This window comes from Streptomyces sp. SID13726 (assembly GCF_010548375.1).
In the GTDB taxonomy this organism is placed as follows: domain Bacteria; phylum Actinomycetota; class Actinomycetes; order Streptomycetales; family Streptomycetaceae; genus Streptomyces.
Genome location: NZ_JAAGLY010000001.1, coordinates 141,811 through 159,105, shown reverse-complemented (window position 1 = coordinate 159,105; position 17,295 = coordinate 141,811). Strand labels below are relative to the sequence as shown.

Below are 17,295 nucleotides of genomic sequence, written 5' to 3'. Positions count from 1 at the left end.
TACCGGGGTGCGCCGACAGCGTTGTACCCACAGCACTAGCGTTCGAACCGGTATCCCATCCCCGGCTCCGTGATGAAGTGCTTGGGATGCGCCGGGTCCGCCTCCAGCTTCCGGCGCAGCTGGGCCATGTAGACCCGCAGGTAGTTGGTCTCCGTGCCGTACGACGGCCCCCAGACCTCCTGGAGGAGCTGTTTCTGGCTGACCAGCCGGCCGGTGTTGCGGACCAGCACCTCCAGCAGGTGCCACTCGGTGGGGGTGAGCCGTACGTCACCGCCGTGCCGCTGGACCTTCTTCGCGGCCAGGTCGACGGTGAACTCGTCGGTCTCCACCAGGACGTCGTCCTCGCCGCCCCCGGTGGGCTCGGCGCGGCGCACGGCGGCCCGCAGGCGGGCGAGCAGTTCGTCCATGCCGAAGGGCTTGGTGACGTAGTCGTCGGCGCCCGCGTCCAGCGCCTCGACCTTCTCGTCGGAGGAGTGCCGGGCGGACAGCACGAGGATCGGCACCCGGGTCCAGCCGCGCAGTCCCCGGATCACCTCGACGCCGTCCATGTCGGGCAGGCCCAGGTCGAGGACGACCACGTCTGGGTGGCGGGCGGCGGCGAGCCGGAGCGCGGTGGCGCCGTCGTGCGCCGCGTCGACCTCGTACTTGCGCGCCTTGAGGTTGATCACGAGGGCGCGCACGATCTGCGGCTCGTCGTCGATGACCAACACTCTGGTCATGTGGCCTGCCTTTCGGGTTCCGCTTCCGCGCTGTCGGGTTCCGCTTCCGCGAAGGGTTCTTCGGGGAACTCCACGCGCGTGTGTGCCGCGCGGAGCGTCAGCACCATGGTGAGGCCTCCGCCGGGTGTGTCCTCGGCGTTGAGGGTGCCGTGCATGGCCTCGGCGAAGCCCCGGGCCACCGCGAGCCCGAGCCCCACCCCGGCGCCGCGCGGGGCGTCGCCGTAGCGCTGGAAGGGCGCGAAGATGCGCTCCTTGGCCTCGTCGGGGACGCCGGGACCGCGGTCCACGACCCGTACCTCGACCCGGTCGGCGATGGCGCTGGCGGTGACCCGGACGGTGGTGTCGGGCGGGCTGTACTTGACGGCGTTCTCGACCAGGTTGGCCACCGAACGCTCCAGGAGCCCGGGGTCCACCGCGACCATCGGCAGCGTCTCCGGCACATCCAGCTCGACGCTCCCGTCGGGCACCCCGCCGAGCGCCATCGGCACCACCTCGTCGAGGTCGATCTCCCGGACGATCGGGGTGACCGTGCCGGTCTGGAGGCGGGACATGTCGAGGAGGTTGCCCACGAGGTGGTCGAGCCGGTCGGCGCCCTCCTCGATGCCCTCCAGGAGTTCGGCCTGGTCCTCCTCGGACCACGCCACGTCGTCGGAGCGGAGCGAGGAGACGGCCGCCTTGATGCCGGCGAGCGGGGTCCGCAGATCGTGCGACACGGCCGCCAGGAGCGCCGTACGGATGCGGTTGCCCTCGGCCAGCGCGCGAGCCCGGTCGGCCTCCTCCTGGAGGCGGCTGCGGTCCAGGACGACGGCGGCCTGGGCGGCGAAGGCGGCCAGCACCCGGCGGTCCTCGGCGGGCAGCACCCGGCCGGTGAGCGCGAGCGCCATGTGGTCCCCCACCGGCATGTCCACGTCCGCCTCCTCGGGCCGCTCCACCGGCCGCCCCTGTCCCACGCGCCCGGCGCAGGTCCACGGGTCGACGTCGCCCGCCCGTTCCAGAAGGGCCGCCGACTCCATGCCGAAGGTCTCCCGGACGCGCTCCAGGAGCTCCTCCAGGCCGGTCTCGCCGCGCAGTACGTTCCCGGCGAGGAAGGACAGGATCTCCGACTCGGCGCGCAGCCGGGCGGCCTGGTGGGTCCTTCTGGCCGCCAGGTCGACGACGGAGGCCACCGAGATGCCGACGCCCACGAAGATCACGATCGCGACGATGTTCTTGGGATCGGCGATGGTCCAGCGGTGCAGGGGCGGTGTGTAGAAGTAGTTCAGCAGCAGGGAGCCGACCGCGGCCGAGGCGAGCGCCGGGAACAGTCCGCCGAGCAGGGCGGCGGCGACCACGACCGCGAGGAACAGCAGCATGTCGTTGGCGAGGCCGAGGTCGACGGTGTTCAGGAGGACCGCGAGGAGCACCGGTCCCGCCGCGCCGACCAGCCAGCCCCAGATGATCCGGGCCCGCCCGAGCCGGGCGCTGCGGGCGACGGGCAGTCCGCGGCCCTTGGCGACCTCGTCGTGGGTGACGATGTGCACGTCCAGGTCGGGCCCGGACTCCCGGGCGACCGTGGCGCCGACGCCGGGTCCGAAGACGTACTGCCAGGTCTTGCGGCGGGAGGAGCCGAGGACGATCTGGGTGGCGTTGACCCCGCGCGCGAAGTCGAGCAGCGCAGCCGGTATGTCGTCGCCGACGACGTGGTGAAAGGTTCCTCCGAGGTCCTCGACGAGGGTTCTCTGCACGGCGAGTTCCTTGGGCGAGGCGGAGGTCAGGCCGTCGCTGCGGGCTATGTAGACGGCGAGCACCTCACCGCCCGCGCCCTTCTCCGCCAGCCGCGCGGCCCGCCGGATGAGGGTCCGCCCCTCCGGCCCGCCGGTCAGCCCGACGACGATCCGCTCCCTGGATCCCCAGATCTTCGAGACCCGGTGCTCGCTGCGGTACTGCTTGAGGTACTCGTCGACCCGGTCGGCCACCCACAGCAGCGCCAGCTCGCGCAGGGCGGTCAGGTTGCCGGGCCGGAAGTAGTTGGAGAGCGCCGCGTCGACCTTGTCCGGCTGGTAGACGTTGCCGTGCGCCATCCGCCGCCTGAGCGCCTGGGGCGACATGTCGACAAGCTCGATCTGGTCGGCCCGCCGGACGAACTCGTCGGGCACGGTCTCCTGCTGCCGTACTCCGGTGATCGACTCGACGACGTCGCCGAGCGACTCCAGGTGCTGGATGTTCACGGTCGAGACGACGTCGATCCCGGCCGCCAGCAGCTCCTCCACGTCCTGCCAGCGCTTGGCGTTGCGGGAGCCCGGAACATTGGTGTGGGCCAGTTCGTCCACCAGAGCGACGGCGGGCGCCCGCCGCAGCACGGCGTCGATGTCCATCTCGGTGAACACCGAGCCCCGGTACTCGATCTCCCGGCGCGGAACCTCCTCCAGGCCGTGCAGCATCACCTCGGTGCGCGGCCGCCCGTGGTGCTCCACGAACCCCACGGCACAGTCGGTCCCCCGCTCGGTCCTGCGGTGCGCCTCGGACAGCATCGCGTACGTCTTGCCGACGCCCGGTGCCGCACCGAGGTAGATCCGAAGCTTGCCGCGTCCCATGAGTCCATTGTCTTCCGCTGACCAGTGCCTACGCAGCGTCGACCTTACGGCCAACCATCCCGGCGAAGGGGACCGGAAGCGGGCCGCGGGCGCTCTTTGACGCAACTCTGACGCGGGTACGGCGAGGTCGGCGGCACCGACGGACGTGAGGGACCCGGACGACGGCCGCCCCGCCCCTCACGGACGCCCCCTCAGTGCCCCAGGATCTCCCCGTCCCCCAGTTCCAGCACCCGGTCGGCCAGATCCAGCAGCGTGGCGTCGTGCGTGGCCACCAGCGCCGTCACGTTCTCGCTCCGTACGACCGCCCGCAGCAGCTCCATCACCGCGTGCCCGGTCTCCGCGTCCAGCTGGCCGGTCGGTTCGTCGGCGATGAGGACCGAGGGGTTGTTGGCGAGGGCGCGGGCGATGGCGACGCGCTGCTGCTGGCCGCCGGAGAGTTCGCCGGGGCGCTGGGCCGCGTGGTCGGCGAGACCGACCAGGGAGAGGAGCAGTTCGACGCGTTCCTCACGCGCGCGTGCGTCGGCGCGACGCAGGCGCAGGGGGACGCCGACGTTCTCCGCGGCGGTGAGGATCGGGATGAGCCCGAAGGACTGGAAGACGAAGCCGATACGGTCCCTGCGCAGCCCCAGCAGCCCGTCCTCGTCCAGTTCGGCGAGGTCGAGGCCGTCGAGCACGACCCGCCCCCGGTCGGGCCGGTCCAGCCCGCCGACGATGTTGAGGAGCGTGGTCTTGCCGGAGCCCGAACGCCCCTTGAGCGCGACGAGTTCACCGCGCGGCACCTCGAAGGAGACCCCGCGCAGCGCGTGCACCGCGGCGGCCCCCTCCCCGAAGGACCTGTGGATGTCCTCGACCCGCACCATGGTCTCGGTGACCACCTGAGCCATACGCCCACCCCCGTGAAGCTCGTCGAACCGGGCGCCAGTATCACCGCCGGGCGCCCGGCCTTCAACGGTTTCAGCTCGGGTTGTCCCCGTGCGTGAGCGTCTCCCACGCCACGAAGAGGTTGTTGCTGCCCGACGGACGGTTCCGCTCGGTCAGCGTCTGCGTGTTAGTCATGCCCATGCCAAGCCTGTTGTGCAGCGCGTTGTACCCCACCTCGGTGACGGGTCCGAGCCCGAGCTTCAGCGACCCGCCGCACAGCCAGCTCGGCACCGCCGTACCCAGCTCGTACTTGGCCTGGAACCCCAGCGCCTGCCGCAGCCGCTCGCCCACGTCGGTGCCGTACAGGTCCTGCCCCTGGATCCGGCTGGTCTCGGCGACGTGCGAGATCGCGGAGATGCCGTACCCGGTGTGCGTGAGGTCCCGGCAGGTCTCCTGGGTGAGCCCGGTGGCGAAGGTGGACTGTCCCTGCCAGTAATTGACGACCTTCTCCCGGGTGTTGAGGTTCTGGCTCGGCACGGTCCTCGGGAGGGCGCCGTCGGAGTCCAGGTACACATAGGCGGCCGTACGCGTGCGGAACTTCGCCATCGCCTTGTCGTACGACGACTTGTCCTCCAGGAAGACCGAGATGCCGACGGCCGCCTCCATCATCGACAGCTCCCAGTTGCCGTTGGAGTTCGAGCCGTTGATGATCTCGGGCAGATAGACGCTGCGGAGCATGGTCGCGAAGCGTCCGGAGTTCGCCCAACTCCCGGTGTACGTGTACTTGATGATCTCGGCGGCCCTGGGCCAGGAGGAGCCCGCCCAGCCGGTCTGGAGCGGCGCGTTGCTGTTGGTGTGGTCCGTGATCGTCGCCGACCAGGCGTCCATGAGCTGGATGGCCTTCCTGGCGTACCGCTCGTCCCGGGTGATGTACCAGGCGAGGGCGTCGGTGTAGGCGGCAATCGCGTCCTCGCGCTCGTCGGTGCAGCCGTGGTTGGGGTTCGAGTACGACCCGCACTCGACGACCGCGCGCGGCTTGGGCGTGCGGTTCAGGTCGGCGTACTTGCTCGCCAGCATCTTGTCGAAGGCGCCCTTCCAGGGCTGGGCACCGGCGCCGACCTTGCCCCGGACGAAGTCCAACTGCCCCTGGGAGACGGTGACTCCGGGATGGACGAAGGTGGCGGGTGCGGCCTCGGCGGGTCTCACGAGCAGCCCCAGGACGAACGCGGTGACGATCATGATCGGTACTGGACGACGCACAGCGACTCCGTTCTCGTATGTGAACGTAAGGCGCCCCTATGAACACAGGCGTTGGCGGATGACCGTAGGTACAGACCAATACGCCGTCAAGGTCCCGCGCACGAAAAAGGGCCGCACCCCATGACGGGGTACGGCCCTGCGCTCGCTGTTCGCCCTACCGGACCTCGGTGATCTCCGGTCCACGCTGGAGCTGGCCCATTCCGCCGGAGAAGCGGGAGCCCTCCTCCTGCTGCTGGACGCCCTCGGGGACCATCTGGGCGTCGTTCGGCAGCTTGAGGACGATCGGGTCGCGGGGCGCCATCGGGCCCTCGCCGCGGACCACGACCGTGTCCCGGAAGATCTGCTCCAGGAGCCCGGCCGCCTGCGGCTGCACCGCGCCCTGGCCCGAGATCACCCCGCGCAGGAACCAGCGCGGGCCGTCCACACCCACGAACCGCACGACCTGGAAGCCGCCCGTGCCGTCCGGCAGCTGCACCGGCACCTGGGCCCGCAGCTCCCAGCCCAGCGGGCCCTCGACCTCGTCGATGATGCCGCCCTGCTGGGTGATGCCCGAGCCGATCTCCTCGCGCACCTCGCCCCAGATGCCCTCGCGCTTGGGAGCGGCGAAGGCCTGGAGCTGGATGGCGCTGTCGCGCAGTACCACGGTGGCCGCGACGATCGCGTCGCCCGCGACCTCGACCCGCAGCTCCATGCCGTCGACACCCGGTACGAACAGACCGCCCAGGTCCACGCGGCCCTCGGCGGGGTCGCGGACCTCGGTGTCGTCCCAGGGCCCGTCGGGGCGCGGCTCCGGCTCCAGCCGTACGCGCTCGCGCTCGCCCTCTACGTCGTCCGCCTCAGTGTCGACACTGTCGACGACCTGCTCGGCCTCGCCGGCCGCGTCCTCGGCGGCACCCTTCTTGTTGCGACGTCCGAACACGTCACTGTCCTTCCCGGTCGGATACGACCGATGCGTATCGATTCCCACCCGTTGTGCCGCCCACGGCGGCCTCAGCGCTTGTATCGCCCCCGTCGCCCACGGCGGCGTGACCGCCGGTGGACCCGAAGCCCCCCTCGGCCCGCGCCGAGTCGGGAAGCTCCGCGACCTCCTGGAAGCGGACCCTCTCGACCTGCTGGACGACGAGTTGGGCAATCCGGTCGAAGCGCTCGAACCGCACTGCCTCATGCGGGTCGAGATTCACCACGATCACCTTGATCTCCCCACGGTACCCGGCATCAACCGTCCCCGGGGCATTCACGAGAGCGACACCGCAGCGGGCGGCGAGACCGGATCGCGGGTGCACGAAGGCCGCGTACCCCTCCGGGAGCGCCACGGACACCCCCGTGGGCAGCACGGCCCGCTCCCCCGGCTTGAGTTCACGGCTCTCGGTGGTGCGCAGATCGGCCCCCGCGTCGCCCGGGTGCGCGTACGCCGGAAGCGGTACGTCCGGGTCGACGCGCCGGATCAGCACGTTCAGGGGGTCACGGCTCACGGGTTCACCTCGAAGGCACGGGCACGCCGGACCTGGTCCGGGTCGTCCATGGCGGCCCTGATCTCCTCGGGGCGGCCGTTGTCGATGAAGTGGTCGACCTTGACCTCGATGAACAGGGCGTCGGCGCGGACCGCGACGGGCCCCTCGGGGCCGCCGATCCGGCCGGTCGCGGACGAGTAGATCTTCCGCCCCGCCACCGCCGTCACCTCGGCCTCCAGGTGCAGCACCGTGCCGACGGGCACCGGCCGCACGAAGTCGGTCTCCAGGCGCCCGGTCACCGCGATGGTCCGCAGCAGCCAGTTGAGCGAGCCCAGGGTCTCGTCGAGGGCAGTCGCCAGCACGCCGCCGTGCGCGAGTCCGGGAGCGCCCTGATGGGCGGGGCGCACGGTGAACTCGGCGGTGACCGAGACCCCCTCGCCGGCCCGCGCCTCCAGGTGCAGCCCGTGGGGCTGCTCGCCGCCACAGCCGAAACACCGGCTGTAGTGCGCACCGAGCAGCTCACCGGGCGCGGGAGCGTCCGGGTGACGCACGGGTTGCGCCGCGTCGGCGGGAGGCTTGAGAGCCAGGGAAGTACCACTCACAGGCGCAGACCTTACCCGCGCGTCGGAGGTATCAGGACACCGTGCCAAGCTTGGTTTCATGCAGCCGTACGACGAACGCCTCACCGCCCCCCGCTCCTGGTGGCTGATCTCCTTCCTGGTCGGGGTCTCCTTCGCGCTGATCCTGCTCCCCTTCGGGACGCTTCCGCTGCTCGGCGGCCTGGTCGGCGGCACCGCCGTGGCAGCGGTGCTGGCGAGTTCCTACGGCTCGATGCGCATCCGGATCGTGGGTGACTCCCTGATCGCCGGCGAGGCGAAGATCCCGCTGTCGGCGCTGGGCGGGACGGAGGTCCTCGACCCTGAGGAGGCCCGCGCCTGGCGGACCTACAAGGCCGACACCCGCGCCTTCCTGCTGCTGCGCGCCTACATCCCCACCGCGCTGAAGGTGGAGGTCACCGACCCGGCCGACCCGACGCCTTACCTGTACTTGTCGACGCGGGAGCCGGAGCGGCTGGCCGAGGCGCTGAAGGCGGCCCGGACCACGGCCGCCTAGAACGTTCGTGCAGGGCTTCACCCGAGGATGCGGCCCGAAGTCTCACGGAAGTCTTACCCCTCCAGCTCCAGCGGGTTCGCCGGAGCCTCGAGACCGGGGAGTTCGGGCAGCGCCTCCCACGGCACCTGAGTCCTTCTCAGGTCCTTGCGGATGCGCTCGGCCAGCTTTCTGGTGTCCCGGCGGTTCATGACCGCGCCCACCGCCGCGCCGACCAGGAACGGCATCAGGTTCGGCAGGTCGCGGATCATCCGCTTCATGATCTGCTGCCGCAGCTGCTGCTTCATCTGGCTGTTGAGCGCGCCGCTCACACTCGACGGCTTCTTCACGTCGATCCCGCGCTCGCCGGACCAGGAGTTCAGATACGCGGTGGACCGCTCCTTCAGGTTCCCCGGCGGTCGTACGCCGTAGACCTCGTGGAGTTCGGCGATCATCTTCAGCTCGATCGCGGCCACGCCGGTGATCTCGGCGGCCAGTTCGGTCGGCATCGCCGGGGGCACGGGCAGCATCGCCGCCGCGCCGATCCCCGCTCCGACCGTCGCCGTGGCGCTCGCGGCGCCCGTGACGAGCTTGTCCGCGAGCTGCTCGGGGCCGAGCCCCGGGAACTGGCGGCGGAGGGTCTCGAGGTCCCGTACGGGGACACGCGGGGCGTTCTCGATGATCCGGTCGGCGAGGTACGCCAGGCCCGCCCTGGCCCGGCTGCCGCCCTTGCGGACCCCTTCCCGGGCCCTGTCACGGACCGCCGCCACCCTCCCCCGTCTGGTGACGGGCGAGAGCGTCCCGGCCTGTCCGGTCGGCGCCGGGAGGTCAGCCCGGTCGGCGGCCGGTTCGAGCGAGGCTCCCGGATCAGAAGAGCCCCGCCCGTTCTCACGCGTGCCGTGGGGACCGTCGAGCGGCCCCTGGTCCGCTCCCGGCAGGGAGCGGCGCTTCCAAGGAGGGGTCGAGCCGGTCATGCCCGACCCGCCCTCAGTCGCAGTCGCGGCAGATCGGCTGACCGTTCTTCTCCCGGGCCAGCTGGCTGCGGTGGTGCACCAGGAAGCAGCTCATGCAGGTGAACTCGTCCTGCTGCTTGGGCAGCACCCGGACGGCCAGTTCCTCATTGGAAAGGTCCGCTCCGGGCAGCTCCAGGCCTTCGGCGGCCTCGAACTCGTCGACGTCCACGGCGGACGTCGACTTGTCGTTCCTCCTGGCCTTCAGCTCTTCAAGACTGTCCGAGTCGACGTCGTCGTCGGTCTTGCGTGGGGTGTCGTAATCCGTTGCCATGTCGCTCTCCCCCTCTGGGTGTCTGCGGTGTCTCCAGCGCACGTAACGCGTGAGAGGCCGGACTTGTGCCCGACCCGAGGCGGAGATTTTGCCTCACATCAAGGTCTGTTACTCAATCGACACCCAACCGGACTCCTCTTGAGTGATCGGGTTGGATGGCGATCGGGACCGTACACGGTCCGAATCCCGCACTTCAAAGGCGTCTCACCGTGTACTTCCCGTGATCAAGACCCCTGAAAACCAGGATTTTCCCGGCTTTCCGACAGGGTGCATGATCATTGAGAGTAGATGGCCGGAAAATTGCCCTTGTGATCGATCACACATGGAATGCCCCACTGAGCGCCCAGAAAATTCCGCGCAAAGCGAACATCCCCGTGTGTCGGTCACGGTGCGGGGGCCATGATCTCAGACCGGCAGGGTGACTCGCATCACGAGCCCACCCCCTTCGCGCGGCTGTGCCGTGATGTGCCCGCCGTGCGCCCGCGCCACGGACCGCACGATGGACAGACCGAGCCCGACGCCCTTGTCGCTGCCGGTGCGGTCGGCGCCGCGCAGCCGCTTGAACGGTTCGAAGAGGTTGTCCACCTCGTACGCCGGCACGACCGGGCCCGTGTTGGCCACCGTGAGCACCGCCTGGCCGTGCTGGACGTCCGTGGTCACCTCGACCCAGCCGCCCTCGGGCACGTTGTAGCGCACGGCGTTCTGCACCAGGTTCAGGGCGATGCGCTCCAGCAGGACACCGTTGCCCTGGACGACCGCGGACTTCTGCTCGCCGCGGATCGCCACGCCCTTGGCCTCCGCCTCGCCGTGCACCTGGTCGACCGCCTGCTCGGCGACCTCGGCGAGGTCCACGGGCTTGCGCTCGACGATCTGGTTGTCGCTGCGGGCGAGCAGCAGCAGGCCCTCCACGAGCTGCTCGCTGCGCTCGTTGGTGGCCAGCAGGGTCCTGCCGAGCTGCTGGAGCTCCACCGGGGCGCCCGGATCGGACAAGTGCACCTCAAGGAGCGTGCGGTTGATCGCCAGCGGTGTCCGCAGTTCGTGCGAGGCGTTGCCGACGAAGCGCTGCTGGGCCGTGAAGGCGCGCTCCAGGCGCTCCAGCATGTCGTCGAAGGTGTCGGCCAGCTCCTTGAGCTCGTCGTCCGGGCCGTCCAGCTCGATACGGCGGGAGAGGTCCGAGCCGGCCACCGCGCGGGCCGTGCGCAGGATCCGGCCGAGCGGCGACAGGACGCGTCCCGCCATCGCGTAGCCGAAGGCGAAGGCGATGATCGCGAGGCCGAGCAGGGCCAGCAGGGAGCGGCTGAGGAGGTCGTCGAGGGCGTGCTGGCGCTGGTCGTTGACGCACCTGTCCATCGCCTTGTTCATGACCTCGGAGGTGCCGCTCGAGGGCAGGTTGTTGCAGATGTCGCTGGTGACGCTGCCGGTTGTGATCTTGAAAGGCAGTTCACTGCCGACGTTCAGCGCCTGGGCAGCAATCAGATAGATGATCGACAGCAGCAGGATGCCCGCGATCAGGAACATGCCGCCATAGAGCAGCGTGAGCCTTATGCGGATGGTCGGGCGCAGCCAGGGCAGCTGCGGCGCCGGCCTCCTGGGGTCCCAGGTGGGCTTCGGGGGCGCCTGGGGCGGAGCGGGAGTCGCGGCCACGGGGTATCAGATCCGGTAGCCCGAGCCGGGGACGGTCACGATCACCGCGGGTTCGCCCAGCTTGCGGCGCAGGGTCATCACGGTCACCCGCACGACGTTGGTGAACGGGTCGGTGTTCTCGTCCCACGCCTTCTCCAGGAGCTGCTCCGCGGAGACGACGGCGCCCTCGGAGCGCATCAGCACCTCCAGGACGGCGAACTCCTTCGGGGCGAGCTGGACCTCCTTGCCGTCGCGGAAGACCTCGCGGCGGTTGGGGTCGAGCTTGATCCCGGCGCGCTCCAGGACCGGCGGCAGCGGCACGCTGGTGCGCCGCCCGAGGGCACGCACGCGTGCCGTCAGCTCGCTGAACGCGAAGGGCTTGGGCAGGTAGTCGTCGGCGCCGATCTCCAGGCCCTCGACGCGGTCGCTGACGTCGCCGGAGGCCGTGAGCATCAGCACGCGCGTGGGCATGCCGAGCTCGACGATCTTGCGGCAGACGTCGTCGCCGTGGACGAGGGGGAGGTCGCGGTCGAGGACGACCACGTCGTAGTCGTTGACGCCGATGCGCTCCAGGGCGGCCGCACCGTCGTACACGACGTCGACGGCCATGGCCTCCCGGCGCAGTCCGGTGGCCACCGCATCGGCGAGCAGCTGCTCGTCCTCGACGACGAGTACGCGCACGTCGCTTGTCCTTCCGCTGTCCACCCGCGTAGCGCACCTCGGGCACGCACGGGCAGGGGTGTGGGTGAGTGTTGGCCTCCATCCTGCCCTTTTCGGCCATAAGTCGGCTGTAAGGCGGGTGAGGGGCGACTGAAAGACAGGTATGAGAGCGGGAATGCGGGATTTTCTCTCGTGGTTGAGGTTTCCGTCGAAGGGAGCGGGGGGAGGACGGCTTTACACCCCGCGATCACGCTCTGCACGTGCCGTACCACCATGCGGCACGACACGATCCGTTTGTGCGGAGCGGGCGTGGGTGTCCGGCACCGTCGCCGCCCGGCAGGGCAGCGCTGGGCACCCGCAGGAGACGTGATCGCCCCTTCCGAACGGCACACCCCCGTGCCATCGACCCACGACCCAGGACGAGGGGGCGCAGCATGGACGCATTCACCGCAGGACTTCTGCAGCGCATAAGGACGACCGAGTCCGACCTGACGCGGGCTCGCAACGAGGGCGACGACTTCCTCGTCGAGGTGGAGCAGGGCGAACTCGACGACCTGCGCCGCCTCGCCGCCGAGCACGGTGTGGAGGTCAACGCGTAGCGTCTGATCGACTTTTCGGCACGACGACGAACCCCCGGTGAATCCAGCACCGGGGGTTCGTCGTCGCCGTACGGGGTCTCAGTCGTGCCAGGCCCCGAAGTCCTCCAGGAGCCGCTGGAGGGGGCCGAAGACGCCCGGGGTCGCCGCGACCGTGAGGGCCGGGTTCGGGGGCTCTCCGGGGCGGCCGCCGGTCAGGGCGCCGGACTCGCGGGCGATCAGCGCGCCCGCGCCGTAGTCCCAGGCGTTGAGGCCGCGTTCGTAGTAGCCGTCGAGGCGGCCCGCGGCGAGGTCGCAGAGGTCGACCGCCGCCGAGCCGCCCCGGCGGATGTCGCGCAGGAGCGGGATCAGCCGCTGGGCGACCTCGGCCTGGTGGGTGCGGACCTTGGTGACGTAGTTGAAGCCCGTGGAGACCAGGGCCTGGTCCAGGGGCGGGGACGGGCGGCAGGTCAGCCGGCGCTCGCCCTCCCAGGCGCCGGTGGCCCAGGCGCCCTCGCCGCGGACCGCGTGGTACGTCTCGCCGCGCATCGGGGCCGCCACGACCCCGACCACGGTCTCGCCGTCCTGCTCGGCGGCGATGGAGACGGACCAGGTGGGCAGTCCGTAGAGGTAGTTGACGGTGCCGTCGAGCGGGTCGATCACCCAGCGGACACCGCTCGTGCCCTCGGTGGCGGCGCCCTCCTCGCCGAGGAAGCCGTCGTCCGGGCGGTGCTCGGAGATCAGGTCGGTGATCAGCTTCTCGGCCGCGATGTCCATCTCGGTGACCACGTCGATGGGGCTGGACTTGGTCCTGGCGACCTCGAGGTCGGCCGGGCGGCCGTCCCGCAGCAGGGTGCCGGCGCGCCGGGCCGCCTCCTGGGCCAGCCGGAGCAGTTCCGCGTGCAGGGGGTCGGTCACGGCGCTCCTCACGCGTACGGGCTGTCGACGCCCGCGGCGGCGGGCTTGGCGGCGCGGGCCGGGCAGCAGCCGATCGGGCAGACGTCGTGGTCGGCCCCGAGGGCGCCCAGGGCGCAGGGCGTGACCTCCTGGCCGCGCTCGACGGAGGCGCGCTCCAGGACCAGGTCGCGGACCGCGGCGGCGAACCGCGGGTCGTCGCCGACGGTCGCGGAGCGGCGCATCGGCAGTCCCAGCTCCTCGGCCTTGGCCTTGGCCTCGGTGTCGAGGTCGTAGAGGACCTCCATGTGGTCGGAGACGAAGCCGACGGGCGCGATCACCACGGCCGGGACGCCGGACTCGTGGCGCTCCTCCAGGTGGTCGCAGATGTCGGGCTCCAGCCAGGGGATGTGCGGGGCGCCGGAGCGCGACTGGTAGACGAGCTGCCAGGGGTGGTCGACGCCGGTGCGCTCGCGGACGGCCTCGGCGATCAGCCGGGACACCTCCAGGTGCTGCGCGACGTACGCCCCGCCCTCGCCGTGGCCCTCCACCGGGCCCGAGGTGTCCGCGGACGCGTCCGGGATCGAGTGGGTCGAGAAGGCGATGTGGGCGCCGTCCCGGACGTCCTCGGGGAGCTCGGCGAGGGAGGCGAGCACCCCGTCGATCATGGGCTCCAGGAAGCCGGGGTGGTTGAAGTAGTGCCGCAGCTTGTCGACCCTCGGCAGCTCCAGGCCCTCGGCCTCCAGGGCGGCCAGCGAGTCGGCGAGGTTCTCGCGGTACTGGCGGCAGCCCGAGTAGGAGGCGTAAGCGCTGGTGGCGAGGACCAGGACGCGGCGGTGGCCGTCGGCGACCATCTCGCGCAGGGTGTCCGTGAGGTAGGGCGCCCAGTTGCGGTTGCCCCAGTAGATCGGCAGGTCCAGGCCGTGCTCGGCGAAGTCCTTGCGCAGGGCGTCCAGCAGGGCGCGGTTCTGGTCGTTGATGGGGCTGACCCCGCCGAACAGAAAGTAGTGCTGGCCGACTTCCTTCAGGCGTTCCTTGGGGATGCCGCGCCCGCGCGTCACGTTCTCCAGGAACGGGACCACGTCGTCCGGGCCCTCGGGGCCTCCGAACGAGAGCAGGAGCAGGGCGTCGTAGGGGGTGGCGTCGAGCGCGTCTCGCATGGGTCGATCCTGTCATCCGGTACTGACAGCCGGGAAACGGCGGGGTGACCACGCGGGTTCCCGGCCCGTCGCTCCGGCCTTGCGGCCCGCCGCCCGCACGTCGCCCTGCTCCTCCGTCCGGCGTTCCGGGCCGCCCTCGCTGCGGCCCGCGCTCTCCGCGGCGGGCCCTTCCCGCAGCCCGTCCTTCCCGCGGCCGGGCTGGTCCGGACGGGTGCGTCAGGGCCACGTCACTCGTAAGCTGTATGAGCTGCCTTCACGCCTTACCCCACCGCCGGCCTCCTCGGCCGCCCCTGTTCGAAGCCGCCCCTGCCCGAAGTCGCCCTGCCCGAAGCTGCCCCGTCCGACCGGAGACCCCGTGCCCAGCCCCTACCGCGCCCTGTTCGCCGCCCCCGGCTCCAAGGGCTTCTCCGCCGCGGGGTTCCTCGGCCGGATGCCGCTGTCGATGATGGGCATCGGCGTGGTGACGATGGTCTCCCAGCTCACCGGGCGCTACGGCCTGGCGGGCGCCCTGTCCGCCACCATCGCGCTCGCCGCGGCGGTCGCGGGGCCCCAGGTCTCCCGGCTGGTGGACCTGCACGGCCAGCGGCGGGTGCTGCGCCCGGCGACGCTGGCCTCGCTCGTGGCGGCGGCCGGACTGCTGCTCGCCGCGCACTACTCCTGGCCGGACTGGACGCTGTTCGTCTTCAGCGCCGGCATCGGGTGCGTGCCGAGCCTCGGCGCGATGGTCCGCGCGCGATGGGCCGCCCTGTACCGGGACACCCCGCAGCTGCACACCGCGTACTCCTTCGAGTCGGTCGTCGACGAGGTCTGCTTCATCTTCGGGCCGATCATCTCCATCGGGCTGTCCACCGCCTGGTTCCCGGAGGCCGGGCCGCTGCTCGCCGCCTGCTTCCTGGCGGTCGGGGTCTTCTGGCTGACCGAGCAGCGGGCCACCGAACCCGCCCCGCACCCGCGTGAGCACCACGGCGGCCGTACCGCGCTGCGCTCCGCCGGTCTCCAGGTCCTGGTGGCCACCTTCGTGGCGACCGGCGCGATCTTCGGCGCGGTCGACGTGGTCACCGTGGCCTTCGCCGACGAGCAGGGGCACAAGAGCGCGGCGAGCCTGGTGCTCGCGCTCTACGCGGCGGGCTCCTGCGTCGCGGGCCTCGTCTTCGGGCTGCTGCACTTCAAGGGAGCACCCGAGTCCCGCTGGCTGCTGGGCATATGTGCGATGGCCGTGAGTATGATCCCCCTCCTACTGGTCGGAAACTTGCCGTTTCTGGCCGTGGCGCTGTTCGTAGCGGGCCTGTCCATCGCTCCCACGATGATCACGACGATGTCCCTGATCGAGCAGCACGTACCACGCGCACAACTGACCGAGGGCATGACCTGGATCAGCACCGGGCTCGCGGTCGGCGTCGCGCTCGGCTCCTCCATCGCCGGCTGGGTCATCGACGCGGCCGGTGCGCGGGCCGGGTACGGGGTCCCGGCGGTGTCCGGGGCCGTCGCGGTCGCGGTCGGTTTCCTGGGGTACCGCCGGCTCAGCAGACCGGCGCCGGGTCGGGGAGGCACCGTTGAGCAGCACAGCGAGCGGGAAGAACGGCACGTGGCGTAACTGGGGCGGCAATGTCGCCTCCCGTCCCGCGCGGGAGGTCACGCCCGCCTCGGTGGACGAGCTGGCGGCTGCCGTACGGAGGGCCGCCGAGGACGGTCTGAAGGTGAAGGCCGTCGGCACCGGGCACTCCTTCACGGCCATCGCGGCCACCGACGGTGTGTTGATCCGCCCTCAACTGTTGACCGGTATCCGCAACATTGACCGGGACAACATGACTGTCACGGTGGAGGCGGGCACCCCGCTCAAGAGGCTCAACATGGCTCTCGCGCGCGAGGGGCTGTCGCTCACCAACATGGGCGACATCATGGAGCAGACGGTCTCCGGGGCCACCAGCACCGGCACCCACGGCACGGGCCGCGAGTCGGCCTCGATCGCCGCCCAGATCCGGGGTCTTGAGCTGGTGACCGCCGACGGCTCGGTGCTCAGCTGCTCCGAGAAGGAGAACCCCGAGGTCTTCGCGGCAGCGCGGATCGGCCTGGGCGCGCTCGGCATCGTCACCGCGATCACCTTCGCGGTGGAGCCGATCTTCCTGCTCACGGCCCGCGAGGAGCCCATGAGCTTCGACAAGGTCACCGGCGCGTTCGACGAACTCTGGGCCGAGAACGAGCACTTCGAGTTCTACTGGTTCCCGCACACCGGCTCCACCAACACCAAGCGCAACAACCGCAGCGCGGGCCCCGAGAAGCCGGTACCGCAGGTGAAGGGCTGGATCGAGGACGAGTTCCTCTCCAACGGCGTCTTCCAGGTGGCACAGTGGGTGGGCCGCGCGGCGCCGGGCACCATCCCCTCGATCGCGCGGATCTCCAGCAAGGCGCTGTCCGCGCGGACCTACACCGACATCCCGTACAAGGTCTTCACATCGCCGCGCCGGGTGCGGTTCGTGGAGATGGAGTACGCCGTCCCGCGCGAGGCAGTCGTCGAGACACTGCGTGAGTTGAAGCGCACGGTCGAACGCTCCGGCCTGCGGGTCAGCTTCCCCGTCGAGGTGCGCACCGCGCCCGCCGACGACATCACGCTCTCCACCGCGTCGGGCCGCGACACCGCGTACATCGCCGTCCACATGGTCAAGGGGACGCCGTACCAGGCGTACTTCACGGCCGCCGAGCGGATCTTCACCGCGCACGAGGGGCGCCCGCACTGGGGCAAGGTGCACACGCGCGACGCGGAGTACTTCGACGGGGTCTACCCGCGGTTCGGCGAGTTCACCGCGCTGCGGGACCGGCTCGATCCCGACCGGCGCTTCCAGAACGACTATCTGCGCAGGGTGTTGGGGGCGTAGCCGGCCAGGAGGCGGTCGTACGAAGCCGATAGTTCCGTTTCCGGCGATTCCGTGAAGTACGCCACGTCCAAGATCGCGAGAACCGCTCAACGGACGGTCGGACGCCGTTTCTTGAACGAAGTTGAGTGGCGCGGCAATCCACGCACGTGGCCCAAATGGAGTACTGTTGCGAGCCCTGGGCCCGGTCTCCCGCCAGGGCGTCCGTGGCCTTCAAGGGGCGCCAGGAGGGGGCTAGTTGCTCAGGGTGACGGAGTTGGTCACTTAGCGTTGCGA

The 17,295-nt window shown here is 70.7% G+C and carries 17 protein-coding genes; 4 read left to right on the top strand and 13 right to left on the bottom strand.

Annotated elements, in window-relative coordinates:
• Window positions 1-35 precede the first annotated feature (35 nt).
• The 7 genes from G3I78_RS00665 to G3I78_RS00635 form a co-directional block, all read right to left on the bottom strand.
• Complete coding sequence (locus tag G3I78_RS00665; RefSeq protein ID WP_164420726.1) at window positions 36-719, bottom strand: response regulator; 684 nt, start codon at window positions 717-719, stop codon at window positions 36-38.
• Window positions 716-3,292 carry a sensor histidine kinase KdpD gene (locus G3I78_RS00660; protein WP_164420725.1) on the bottom strand — a complete coding sequence of 859 codons (2,577 nt, stop codon included), beginning with the start codon at window positions 3,290-3,292 and terminating at the stop codon, window positions 716-718. The genes G3I78_RS00665 and G3I78_RS00660 overlap by 4 nt, the downstream gene beginning before the upstream one ends.
• A 191-nt stretch (window positions 3,293-3,483) precedes the next feature.
• The gene (locus G3I78_RS00655) at window positions 3,484-4,176 is read right to left on the bottom strand and encodes an ABC transporter ATP-binding protein (protein ID WP_164420724.1); all 693 of its coding nucleotides are present in this window, start codon (window positions 4,174-4,176) and stop codon (window positions 3,484-3,486) included.
• Window positions 4,177-4,246: 70 nt separating this feature from the next.
• Window positions 4,247-5,392, bottom strand: coding sequence for an alginate lyase family protein (locus G3I78_RS00650; RefSeq protein ID WP_164420723.1), 1,146 nt, complete (start codon window positions 5,390-5,392; stop codon window positions 4,247-4,249).
• Window positions 5,393-5,567: 175 nt separating this feature from the next.
• Complete coding sequence (locus tag G3I78_RS00645) at window positions 5,568-6,332, bottom strand: DUF3710 domain-containing protein (RefSeq protein ID WP_164420722.1); 765 nt, start codon at window positions 6,330-6,332, stop codon at window positions 5,568-5,570.
• Window position 6,333: 1 nt separating this feature from the next.
• Window positions 6,334-6,885 (bottom strand): dUTP diphosphatase, encoded by a 552-nt coding sequence (gene dut / locus G3I78_RS00640; RefSeq protein WP_164420721.1) that lies wholly within the window; start codon window positions 6,883-6,885, stop codon window positions 6,334-6,336.
• Complete coding sequence (locus G3I78_RS00635) at window positions 6,882-7,466, bottom strand: PaaI family thioesterase (RefSeq protein ID WP_164420720.1); 585 nt, start codon at window positions 7,464-7,466, stop codon at window positions 6,882-6,884. Before G3I78_RS00635 ends, dut begins: the two co-directional genes overlap by 4 nt.
• A 58-nt stretch (window positions 7,467-7,524) precedes the next feature.
• Here G3I78_RS00635 and G3I78_RS00630 point away from each other — a divergent pair, with 58 nt between their 5' ends.
• Window positions 7,525-7,977 (top strand): DUF3093 domain-containing protein, encoded by a 453-nt coding sequence (locus tag G3I78_RS00630; protein ID WP_164420719.1) that lies wholly within the window; start codon window positions 7,525-7,527, stop codon window positions 7,975-7,977.
• Between the two features lie 53 nt (window positions 7,978-8,030).
• On the opposite strand, the gene G3I78_RS00625 is transcribed toward G3I78_RS00630, so the two are convergent.
• From G3I78_RS00625 to G3I78_RS00610, 4 genes are all read right to left on the bottom strand, one after another.
• Window positions 8,031-8,927 carry a hypothetical protein gene (locus tag G3I78_RS00625; protein ID WP_164420718.1) on the bottom strand — a complete coding sequence of 299 codons (897 nt, stop codon included), beginning with the start codon at window positions 8,925-8,927 and terminating at the stop codon, window positions 8,031-8,033.
• Window positions 8,928-8,940: 13 nt separating this feature from the next.
• On the bottom strand, window positions 8,941-9,237 hold the full coding sequence (locus tag G3I78_RS00620) for a DUF4193 domain-containing protein (protein ID WP_005481602.1): 297 nt from the start codon (window positions 9,235-9,237) through the stop codon (window positions 8,941-8,943).
• Window positions 9,238-9,642: 405 nt separating this feature from the next.
• A complete protein-coding gene (locus G3I78_RS00615) occupies window positions 9,643-10,881 on the bottom strand; it encodes a HAMP domain-containing sensor histidine kinase (RefSeq protein ID WP_164420717.1) in 1,239 nt (412 codons plus the stop codon).
• Between the two features lie 6 nt (window positions 10,882-10,887).
• Window positions 10,888-11,541, bottom strand: coding sequence for a response regulator transcription factor (locus G3I78_RS00610; protein WP_030605557.1), 654 nt, complete (start codon window positions 11,539-11,541; stop codon window positions 10,888-10,890).
• Between the two features lie 413 nt (window positions 11,542-11,954).
• Here G3I78_RS00610 and G3I78_RS51015 point away from each other — a divergent pair, with 413 nt between their 5' ends.
• Window positions 11,955-12,119, top strand: a complete 165-nt coding sequence (locus G3I78_RS51015; protein ID WP_203614038.1) for a hypothetical protein — start codon at window positions 11,955-11,957, stop codon at window positions 12,117-12,119.
• A gap of 78 nt (window positions 12,120-12,197) precedes the next feature.
• On the opposite strand, the gene G3I78_RS00605 is transcribed toward G3I78_RS51015, so the two are convergent.
• Together G3I78_RS00605 and G3I78_RS00600 are read right to left on the bottom strand one after the other, a co-directional pair.
• A complete protein-coding gene (locus tag G3I78_RS00605; protein WP_164420716.1) occupies window positions 12,198-13,013 on the bottom strand; it encodes an inositol monophosphatase family protein in 816 nt (271 codons plus the stop codon).
• An 8-nt stretch (window positions 13,014-13,021) separates the two neighbouring features.
• Window positions 13,022-14,149: a ferrochelatase gene (locus tag G3I78_RS00600; protein WP_164420715.1), complete on the bottom strand. Its 1,128-nt coding sequence runs from the start codon at window positions 14,147-14,149 to the stop codon at window positions 13,022-13,024.
• Window positions 14,150-14,504: 355 nt separating this feature from the next.
• Between G3I78_RS00600 and G3I78_RS00595 the strand changes: the two genes are divergently transcribed.
• The gene (locus G3I78_RS00595; RefSeq protein WP_164420714.1) at window positions 14,505-15,743 is read left to right on the top strand and encodes an MFS transporter; all 1,239 of its coding nucleotides are present in this window, start codon (window positions 14,505-14,507) and stop codon (window positions 15,741-15,743) included.
• On the top strand, window positions 15,703-17,022 hold the full coding sequence (locus tag G3I78_RS00590; RefSeq protein ID WP_164420713.1) for a D-arabinono-1,4-lactone oxidase: 1,320 nt from the start codon (window positions 15,703-15,705) through the stop codon (window positions 17,020-17,022). The genes G3I78_RS00595 and G3I78_RS00590 overlap by 41 nt, the downstream gene beginning before the upstream one ends.
• The last annotated feature ends 273 nt before the right edge of the window (window positions 17,023-17,295 follow it).